The organism is Dolichospermum sp. UHCC 0352 (assembly GCF_009711925.1).
Classification (GTDB): Bacteria; Cyanobacteriota; Cyanobacteriia; order Cyanobacteriales; family Nostocaceae; genus Dolichospermum; species Dolichospermum lemmermannii.
Map to the genome: position 1 here is coordinate 1 of NZ_VIKY01000308.1, position 8,446 is coordinate 8,446.

The 8,446-nt window shown below is 36.4% G+C and carries 9 protein-coding genes; 5 read left to right on the forward strand and 4 right to left on the reverse strand.

Annotated elements, in window-relative coordinates:
* Positions 1-316: 316 nt before the first annotated feature.
* From FJR06_RS22170 to FJR06_RS22180, 3 genes are all read left to right on the forward strand, one after another.
* A complete protein-coding gene (locus FJR06_RS22170; RefSeq protein WP_015083119.1) occupies positions 317-610 on the forward strand; it encodes an HU family DNA-binding protein in 294 nt (97 codons plus the stop codon).
* Positions 611-636: 26 nt separating this feature from the next.
* The gene (gene cobD, locus FJR06_RS22175; RefSeq protein ID WP_168632851.1) at positions 637-1,782 is read left to right on the forward strand and encodes a threonine-phosphate decarboxylase CobD; all 1,146 of its coding nucleotides are present in this window, start codon (positions 637-639) and stop codon (positions 1,780-1,782) included.
* A gap of 87 nt (positions 1,783-1,869) precedes the next feature.
* A complete protein-coding gene (locus FJR06_RS22180; RefSeq protein WP_015083117.1) occupies positions 1,870-3,327 on the forward strand; it encodes an NAD(P)/FAD-dependent oxidoreductase in 1,458 nt (485 codons plus the stop codon).
* A gap of 181 nt (positions 3,328-3,508) precedes the next feature.
* Here the strand turns inward: FJR06_RS22180 and FJR06_RS22185 are convergent, their stop codons facing one another.
* Entirely contained in the window at positions 3,509-5,212 is a 1,704-nt protein-coding gene (locus FJR06_RS22185) for a DUF3685 domain-containing protein (RefSeq protein ID WP_015083116.1), read from the reverse strand.
* Positions 5,213-5,265: 53 nt separating this feature from the next.
* Positions 5,266-5,712, reverse strand: a complete 447-nt coding sequence (locus FJR06_RS22190; RefSeq protein WP_015083115.1) for a Fur family transcriptional regulator — start codon at positions 5,710-5,712, stop codon at positions 5,266-5,268.
* 236 nt (positions 5,713-5,948) lie between these two features.
* On the opposite strand from FJR06_RS22190, the gene FJR06_RS22195 reads away from it, so the two are divergent.
* Positions 5,949-6,437 carry a CRR6 family NdhI maturation factor gene (locus FJR06_RS22195; RefSeq protein WP_015083114.1) on the forward strand — a complete coding sequence of 163 codons (489 nt, stop codon included), beginning with the start codon at positions 5,949-5,951 and terminating at the stop codon, positions 6,435-6,437.
* A 69-nt stretch (positions 6,438-6,506) separates the two neighbouring features.
* On the opposite strand, the gene FJR06_RS22200 is transcribed toward FJR06_RS22195, so the two are convergent.
* On the reverse strand, positions 6,507-7,448 hold the full coding sequence (locus FJR06_RS22200) for a glycosyltransferase family 9 protein (protein ID WP_168652286.1): 942 nt from the start codon (positions 7,446-7,448) through the stop codon (positions 6,507-6,509).
* 146 nt (positions 7,449-7,594) lie between these two features.
* Here FJR06_RS22200 and ispD point away from each other — a divergent pair, with 146 nt between their 5' ends.
* Positions 7,595-8,275: a 2-C-methyl-D-erythritol 4-phosphate cytidylyltransferase gene (gene ispD, locus FJR06_RS22205; RefSeq protein ID WP_015083112.1), complete on the forward strand. Its 681-nt coding sequence runs from the start codon at positions 7,595-7,597 to the stop codon at positions 8,273-8,275.
* On the opposite strand, the gene FJR06_RS22210 is transcribed toward ispD, so the two are convergent.
* A partial coding sequence (locus tag FJR06_RS22210) for a hypothetical protein (RefSeq protein ID WP_168652285.1) occupies positions 8,237-8,446 on the reverse strand: 210 nt, incomplete at its 5' end. The genes ispD and FJR06_RS22210 overlap by 39 nt on opposite strands.

Here is an 8,446-nt window from a genome sequence, read left to right on the forward strand (position 1 = left end):
TCCAAATGCTTCGCCCCTACTGACCACTGACCACTAAGTATTCATTCCTAAAAATAGGGTACTTTGAATACAGTAAAGAGGTAAAAAAACAAAAAAAATCCTGAAATCTATATAAATTAATAGTTTCATCTATCCACTTAGGGCGACAACGCTTTAGAATGATTCATTGAAAAGTCGAATCAATCGTATTTGTAGCGATTTTGAGTGTAAATACTCTCAAGGAACGATTTTTGTATTTCTACAAACGGAAATTTACGTAAAGATGCAGTCATGGTGCATCTTGAAATAATCTCTAGCAAAACTTTAGGAGTTTGATATGAACAAGGGCGAATTAGTTGATGCGGTAGCAGAAAAGGCTAGTGTTACCAAGAAACAGGCTGATGCTGTTTTGAGTGCTGCCATCGAAACCATTGTGGAAGCGGTTTCTTCCGGTGATAAGGTAACATTGGTAGGATTTGGTTCTTTTGAATCACGGGAACGCAAAGCCCGTGAAGGGCGCAACCCCAAAACCAACGAAAAAATGGACATTCCCGCTACCAGAGTTCCCGCTTTCTCCGCTGGGAAACTGTTTAGAGAAAGAGTAGCACCCCCAAAAGAGCCAAAAGAGTAAGTTCTTCTAGAGGAAAGATATTTTTGATGCCACAACAAGCACACGGGGGAAATTTAGCTTGGGCAGCAGCACTGGCTGGCTGTTCCCCTGATGCTATTGTGGATTTTTCCGCCAGTATCAGCCCGTTGGGACCACCAAACAGCGTTATTGCTGCAATTGTGTCCCAACTGGGCAATCTGAGGAATTATCCTGACCCAGAGTATGGTGAATTGAGACTTGCTCTGAGTCATTTTCATCAAATACCTACTGAGTGGATTTTGCCAGGTAATGGTTCAGCAGAATTATTAACTCTGGTGGGTAGAGAATTGGGACAATTAGCAGCAACAGTGTTACTAACTCCAGCGTTTGGTGACTATTACCGCACTCTTGCGGCTAATAACGCTAAAGTTCTGGAGTTTCCTGTGGATTTAGGCATAGGTCAGGGGAATATTTCTCTATTGCCAGATTTCGGACTTGAGACTTCAGATTTTGGGTTACTGCTGAATAATCCCCATAATCCCACGGGAAAGTTATTTTCACGGGAGTCTGTTTTACCGTATTTGGAAAAGTTTGCTTTGGTGGTGATAGATGAAGCGTTTATGGATTTTTTGCCACCGGAAGCTGAACAAAGTTTAATTGGGTTGGTGCAGGAATACGAGAATTTGGTGATTTTACGATCGCTCACCAAATTTTACAGTTTACCAGGGCTAAGATTAGGATATGCGATCGCTCACCCCGACCGTTTGGCAAAATGGAAATTATGGCGAGATCCTTGGCCTGTAAATACTTTAGCAGCAGCCGCAGCGATCGCCGCCCTCCAAGATACAGAATTCCAAAATCTCACCTGGAAATGGCTACCAGAGGCGAGAAACCAACTATTTCAAGGTGTAGCTTCAATTCCCGGTTTAACCCCGCTCGAAGGCACTGTTAACTACTTATTGGTAGAATCTCAACAATCTACTTCCCAGCTACAACAGCAACTACTTCAGCAACACCAGATTTTAATTCGTGATTGTTTAAGCTTTAAGGAATTAGGCGATCGCTTTTTTCGCGTCGCAGTCCGTACCCAGTCTGATAACCAACGCCTATTAACAGCACTTATAAGAAGGAGTCAGGAGTCAGGAGTCAGGAGTATGGCTAACGCCACGCTTCGCTATCAGGAGGAAGAAGGAAGAAGGAAGAATAAAACTTAATGGGTGACAACGAACAACGAACAACGAACAACGAACAACGAACAACTGCCCAATGCCCAATGCCCAATGCCCAATGCCCCATGCCCCATGCCCAATATTGATTACGATATCGTTATTATTGGTGGCAGTATTGCTGCATACAAAGCTGCTTTAAGTGCCACTCAGTTACACGCTAAAGTTGCTTTGATTGTGAGCGCGGATTTTTCTGATCACTATAATTCAAGTTATCAATACATACTTAGTGAAATTAGTCAAATTACTCAGCAATCTTATAATTTAGCAAATCTAGGAATTTTTGACAAAAATATTCACTTAAATCCAGAATTTTTAAATTTAAAAAAAGGATTGTTTTATGCAAATGCCGTTGCTAAAAATCTGAATCAAATAAATTCTCTTTCTAACTTAGCTGCCCAAGGTGTTGATATTATTGTTGGTAATGGTCAATTTCAATCTTCTCCTCAATTAAGTTTTACAGTTAATGAAAGACAGTTATATAGTCGCACCTATTTACTCGCTAATGGTTCTCGTCCCTTAATTCCCAATATTTCAGGATTAGATACTATTAAATATCTGACTTTAGCTAATATTTGGCAATCTTTAGAAACAACAACATTACCCGAAAATTGGGTAATTATTGGTGGTGTTCCTCAAGGTATAGAAATTGCTCAATTTTTAGCCAGATTCGGTTGTCAAGTTACATTAATAGTTAAAAATTCTCAAATTCTGCCTAATCTTGATTTAGAAATAGCCCAATTATTAACAGCACAATTAGAAGTTGATGGTGTGCGGGTTTTAACACAAACCCAAGTCACCCAAATCCGACATATAGACAATAAAAAATGGGTACAAGCCGGAAATCAAGCCATTGAAACCGACGAAATTTTTATTGGAATTGGACAGCAACCAAACCTAGAATATCTGAATTTACCAGCCGTAGGAGTAAAATTGCATCAACACCGCTTGGTTGTCAATGAAAAATTACAAACTACCAACCAGCGAATTTATGCCTGTGGTGATATATTAGGTGGTTATGATATTCAGAATATTGGTAATTATGAAGCTAATATTGCCATAGAAAATGCTTTATTTTTTCCCAGACTAAAAGTTAATTATGAATCTGTTCCTTGGGGAATATATTCTCAACCTAAAGTGGCACAAGTTGGTTTAACAGAAAAACAAGCGCGAAACCGATATTCTCAAAAGCAAATTTTAGTTTTTAAGCAATATTTCAAAACAGCTACAGCCCCACAAATACAAGGAGAAATTACAGGTATTTGTAAATTAGTAGTTTTGGAAAATGGAAAAATTCTAGGATGTTCTATTTTAGGAATAGCAGCAGGAGAATTAATTAATTTAATTAGTTTAGCAATATCACAAAATATTAAAATTCAGCATTTAGCAAAATTATCACCTATTTATCCCAGTTATTCCGAAATTATCATGGAAACAGCGAGAGAATGGAATAGACACAGAATTAATAAAAACCGTGCTTTACAAGAGTTGTTATTAGGTTTTTTCAATTATCGTCGTGATTGGAATTTATAGTACAGCACTTCCCGATGTATATTATTCGTAATTAATGAAAAGGCTTTTAATCCAATTACCAATGACCAATTACCAATTACCAATTACCAATGACCAATTACCAATTACCAATTACCAATGACCAATTACCAATGACCAATTACCAATTACCAATTACCAATTACCAATTACCAATTACCAATTACTTATTCTTCCGTTGTCCCTTTTCCGTTAAAGAAACACTACCAATTCCCTGTAAAATTCCCCTCCCAACTAAACCTAAACCTCGGCCAATTACTTGAGTGAGAACAAAAACAATTCCAGTTCCTAAAAAGCCTACTAATGATTGTATGCGGGGAGAAATAGCATCCCGAAATTCTAGTATTAATGTTACCCCTAAAGGAATTCCAGAAAGTTGAGCTAATTCTTGATTTCGAGGAGCATAAATTGATATTTTAGAAATTCCCCGAGGGGCAAAAATAAATAATTCATAGCGACTTTCAAAAATTGTTTGCGCTTCAGTTATATATTGATGTAATTGATATTTCCAAGATAAGTTATTTCTAAATTTCTCAATTTCTCTGGTGGAAATCATGTGCCAATGATAAAAATTTTGTTTAATACTTTCCTCGTCTGCTAAATTATTTAGTAATGGTTGAATTACAGCATTAGCTATGTGAATCAATAAATTTTCTAAAATTGATAATGCTTGAGATTGAGATTCTTGCGTTCCTGCTGGATAAGAAACGTTATCAATACATAAATCTGTTAATAATAGTACATAAGTCAATAACTCAAATAGAAATGGAACTTTATTGATAATTTCTGTTTGCGAATCTGTGGTTTTATCTAATAAAAATTTAACCAAATTTATTTCTTGTTTATCTAAAATAATTCGGGAATAATTTCCAAAAAACTCCGTAATAGTAAATTGCCATAAGTCCAGTAAAATCTGGCTTTGTAAATTAAATAGCTGATTCTTATCAAAATTAAAAGCCCGGATTTCTTCCAACTGCTTAAAAAATTGCTGAAGAATAATATAAAGTAACTCTCGCTTTTTATTTTCTCGAAGAATATCAATTTCTAAAGGTGTATTAGTAAGATTATCTAAAGGAAATTTGAGTTTATTTAAACCTAAAGTCAATAATTCAGATTGCAGTTGTTGAGAACTAACTATCGGTGGTACGTTTATAAATGGTCGTAGATCTGATTTAATAATAGTCTGATTGGGAAAAATATCTAAGGACGGTAATTGGTTTTCTTGTGATAGTCTTTGTCTTTCCTTCTCTGCTGTCAATAAGTGATTAACAACCCACCGAGCCGCTAAAAGTTCGCGTCGTTGTCCTGCTAAAATTGCTTTATTTAATAGAGTTATTCCCGGCAATTTTAATTGTTCTGTAACTTTATCAAGGGCTTGATCAATGTTATTAATTCCCGAATTTTGTAAGTTATTTCGCAACTTAGCAAATGGGAAGGGAGAATTAACAATTACTGAATCTGCAAACCAGTAATCACCACCATTAGCTACTTCTTGAATAATGGGGACTAATTGAGAAATTGATATCCCTTTAGGACAATAGCCATTTATCCCGATTTCTTTGGCAGCAATGAGCATTTCTGGTTGAGATTTTGAACTTAAAAGTAATATAGGTATATGGGGATATAAAGCTTTGAGTTGTTTACAGAATTTTAACCCTATTTGCTCATTATCTAATTCTAAAATAATTAATTTAATTTGCCGAGAATTTCCAGTTAGTATTTCCGCTAAAACCTGTAAAGCGGCAGTATCTGTAGCAACATCTGCTACTACTTGTAAATTAGGAATAGCTTCCAGTGTTATCTTGAGTCCTAAACGGAAAATTGGATCTGGGTCAATTAATAAAAATTGTACAAGGCGATCGCTCATTTTTACAAGAAAGTTGATTCCTGATTTTTTAGGCTAGTTTAAATTTTTAATTCCTAATCACTTACTTTGTCACGATAACCATAAAAGTTAATAGTATATTCAGAAATCTTCATCCCTGTTTGTGCTTCCACTTGACGTAACAAATCTTCAGGTAATTCTATATGCACATCTAAAATTTGATTTGTATCTATACAGTTAACATGACTATGGGAATTACTATTATTGCCATATAATCGCCCTTCCCCATGTTCAATACACTCTATAATATTTTGGCTAGATAAAGCTTCTAGATTTTGATATACCGAAGTATGGCCAATTTCCTTACCTTCTTGATTCAGTCGATCATAAATCTCCCTAGCAGAAAGGTGTTCCTTTGCTTGCCAAAGCAATTCCAAAACAAAGCGCCGTTGACGACTGATACGCATCCCTAACATTTGACACCTATCCAAAGCATCTTGTAAAGAACAAATAGGTTTAGGATAAATCCCTTGCTTGTACATATTTCAGGTTGTAAATTCTAGGAATTGGGGATAAATCAATTCAAAATATCCTCATGATAGAACTTGCTTAGGCAAAATTCGAGGAAAATTTTGGCTGTTTGCTAACTGATCATTTTCTTAATCTAAAACAAACTCATAACAACTTTATCTTAAAATTCGGCTAAATGTCTACCTAAAGAGGTAAAAAAGCTGCTACTGTAGATTCTCAACACTGTTGAGTAAGTAGCTATCAGTTCATGACAATCACAATCACCCTCAACAACAACTCTATTTATAGTTTAGATGTGTCACCTGCCTTAACGGTGATTGAACCATTGCTGCAACAGGGAAGCATTTCTACCCATGAACAGCAACTGCGTCTGGAAATTCAGTTTGAGCGGGAAGCAAATGATCCACGGGAACTATCGGAAATTCCCGAAGTCAGACTGTGGTTTGTGCGTCTTGATGCCAAGTATCCTTGGTTGCCATTTTTACTAGACTGGAAAGCAGGAGAACTAGCTCGGTATGCAGCTATGTTAGTACCTCATCAGTTTAGTTCTAAAGAAGGTATCCAGTATAACCCCGAAGCTTTAGAAATATTTCTGATGCACAAAATCTTTATTTTAAGTGATTGGTTGCACAAACAAGATATTGCTAGTCCATCTCGACTCAAATCTTTAGCGCAAATTCTGGGTTATGAATTAGATGATGCTTTCTTTGAAATGATTGAAAAAACTAATTCGTGAACAATGGAATTTATGATTTTAGATTGGATATTTTTTTTCAATCTAAAATCCAAAATCTAAAATTAATACTCAGCCTCCCCAAATTTTTTCTAACACTATTTGGGGTAAGATATCTGCTATTTTCCCAGTTGATGAAGTAATAGCTAATACTTTCTCGCTTATAGGTAATAATTTTTCTGAATCTATAGAATCTAACAAAGTAATTGTATATGTTTCTACTGCTATACTTAATTGCAAGAAGCTATTTTCTACAGATACCATTAAACTAGCACCGGCAATTATGGCAGTTAACTTACCAATATCATCGGGAGAAGTAACTTTAATATTGTGACAATGTTCTAAAAGCGATCTGACTAAAGGCTCATTATTTGCTTCTTTAATGACAACAACAGGTAAATCTGGCTGTTTTTGTTGACAAGCTGCAATAATCTGCTGCCAATTTTCTACGGGATAAGTTGTATCTAGGCTACCTTCACCAGCATTGATGAGAATAAAACCTGTTTCATTCACTCCTAAGCGTTTTTGTTCTGCTTGCGCCCATTCAATATCTACTTTAGGCACATTTACTGATAATGCTGGACAAGGAGTATTAATTTTCAAAGGTTTGAGTAAATTATGGTACATTTTTGCCACATACTCGGATAAATTGGGCGGAATAGGGTTAGTGAGAAAAACCGCACCTTCTCCTTGGTAGCCAATGCGTGTGGGAATTCCCGTCAACCACATTAACAAACCTACCCACCAACTTTGTCCGACAATAATAGCGACATCATACTCACGATCACGGATCATACCAACTAAGTTACCCCAATCAGCTAAACTATTACGATCTTTGTAATCAAAGGTTAATACATCATGAACTGACTTGCTGACTCGGTAAGCGGCCTTTGACTGGGGTTCTACAATCACATCTATCTGCGCGTCGGGATAATAACGCTTCAGATCATCAAGAGTGGCAAAAAAAAGAATTTGGTTATCAATTGAACCAGGGACCAGGGCTACTACACGCATAATATTTATTAACGGTTATTGTTTTATATTTTAGGAGAATATAGGTATTGAGAATTAGGAGTCAAGGAGTCCTTTAATTTTGCTGATGAAGTTATTTTCAACGATGGGTATTTTGAATTTATTTAATTAAAGATTAAGGAAAAGTTGTGCATTTACTAATTCCCGCAGCCGGAAGTGGCAAAAGAATGGGTGCTGATCGTAATAAACTTTTATTACAGGTACGTTCAAAACCCTTGATTGCTTGGACTTTGTTAGCCGCAGAAGCTGCAAGTTCTATTAGTTGGATCGGAATTGTTTCTCAACCTCCAGATTGGGATGACTTCAAGTCTATTATCGCTGACTTAAAGCTGAAAAAAACAATAGTATTTATTCCTGGTGGTTCTACCCGTCAAGAGTCAGTTTATAATGGTTTACAGGCATTGCCAACTAATGCAGGACAAGTTTTAATTCATGATGGCGCTCGTTGTTTGGCAACACCAGAGTTATTTAATGCTTGTTCTGAGGCAATTTTGCATTGTTCTGGTTTAATTGCGGCTGTACCTGTTAAAGATACAATTAAAGTCGTTGACGACAATAATATAATTAAAAGCACACCAGAGCGTAAACAGCTTTGGGCGGCTCAAACCCCCCAAGGGTTCGATGTCAAATTGTTAAAACAGTGCCATGCTGAAGGTGTCCGTCAAGGTTGGGAAGTGACTGATGATGCGGCTTTGTTTGAAAAATGCGGTATTGAAGTGAGAATAGTTCCTGGGGAAGAGACTAATTTGAAAATTACGACTCCTCAAGATTTAGCGATCGCTGAATTTATACTTAGTTATATAAAATAGGTAAAAATTTTCAACCACTGACCACTGTACGGGCGAAGCATTTGGAGAACTATTTTTGGCAATGATCGATAATTTATCTTCCAAATGCTTCGCCCCTACTAACAACTGACCACTGTACGGGCGAAGCATTTGGAGAACTATTTTTGGCAATGATCGATAATTTATCTTCCA

What these genes read in the sequence shown, in the direction of transcription:
- FJR06_RS22185 (WP_015083116.1), bottom strand. Translation starts at nt 5,212, where the DNA reads ATGAGCGATCGCCTTGTACAATTTTTATTAATTGACCCAGATCCAATT.
- FJR06_RS22180 (WP_015083117.1), top strand. Translation starts at nt 1,870, where the DNA reads ATGCCCAATATTGATTACGATATCGTTATTATTGGTGGCAGTATTGCT.
- FJR06_RS22200 (WP_168652286.1), bottom strand. Translation starts at nt 7,448, where the DNA reads ATGCGTGTAGTAGCCCTGGTCCCTGGTTCAATTGATAACCAAATTCTT.
- FJR06_RS22190 (WP_015083115.1), bottom strand. Translation starts at nt 5,712, where the DNA reads ATGTACAAGCAAGGGATTTATCCTAAACCTATTTGTTCTTTACAAGAT.
- cobD (WP_168632851.1), top strand. Translation starts at nt 637, where the DNA reads ATGCCACAACAAGCACACGGGGGAAATTTAGCTTGGGCAGCAGCACTG.
- FJR06_RS22195 (WP_015083114.1), top strand. Translation starts at nt 5,949, where the DNA reads ATGACAATCACAATCACCCTCAACAACAACTCTATTTATAGTTTAGAT.
- FJR06_RS22170 (WP_015083119.1), top strand. Translation starts at nt 317, where the DNA reads ATGAACAAGGGCGAATTAGTTGATGCGGTAGCAGAAAAGGCTAGTGTT.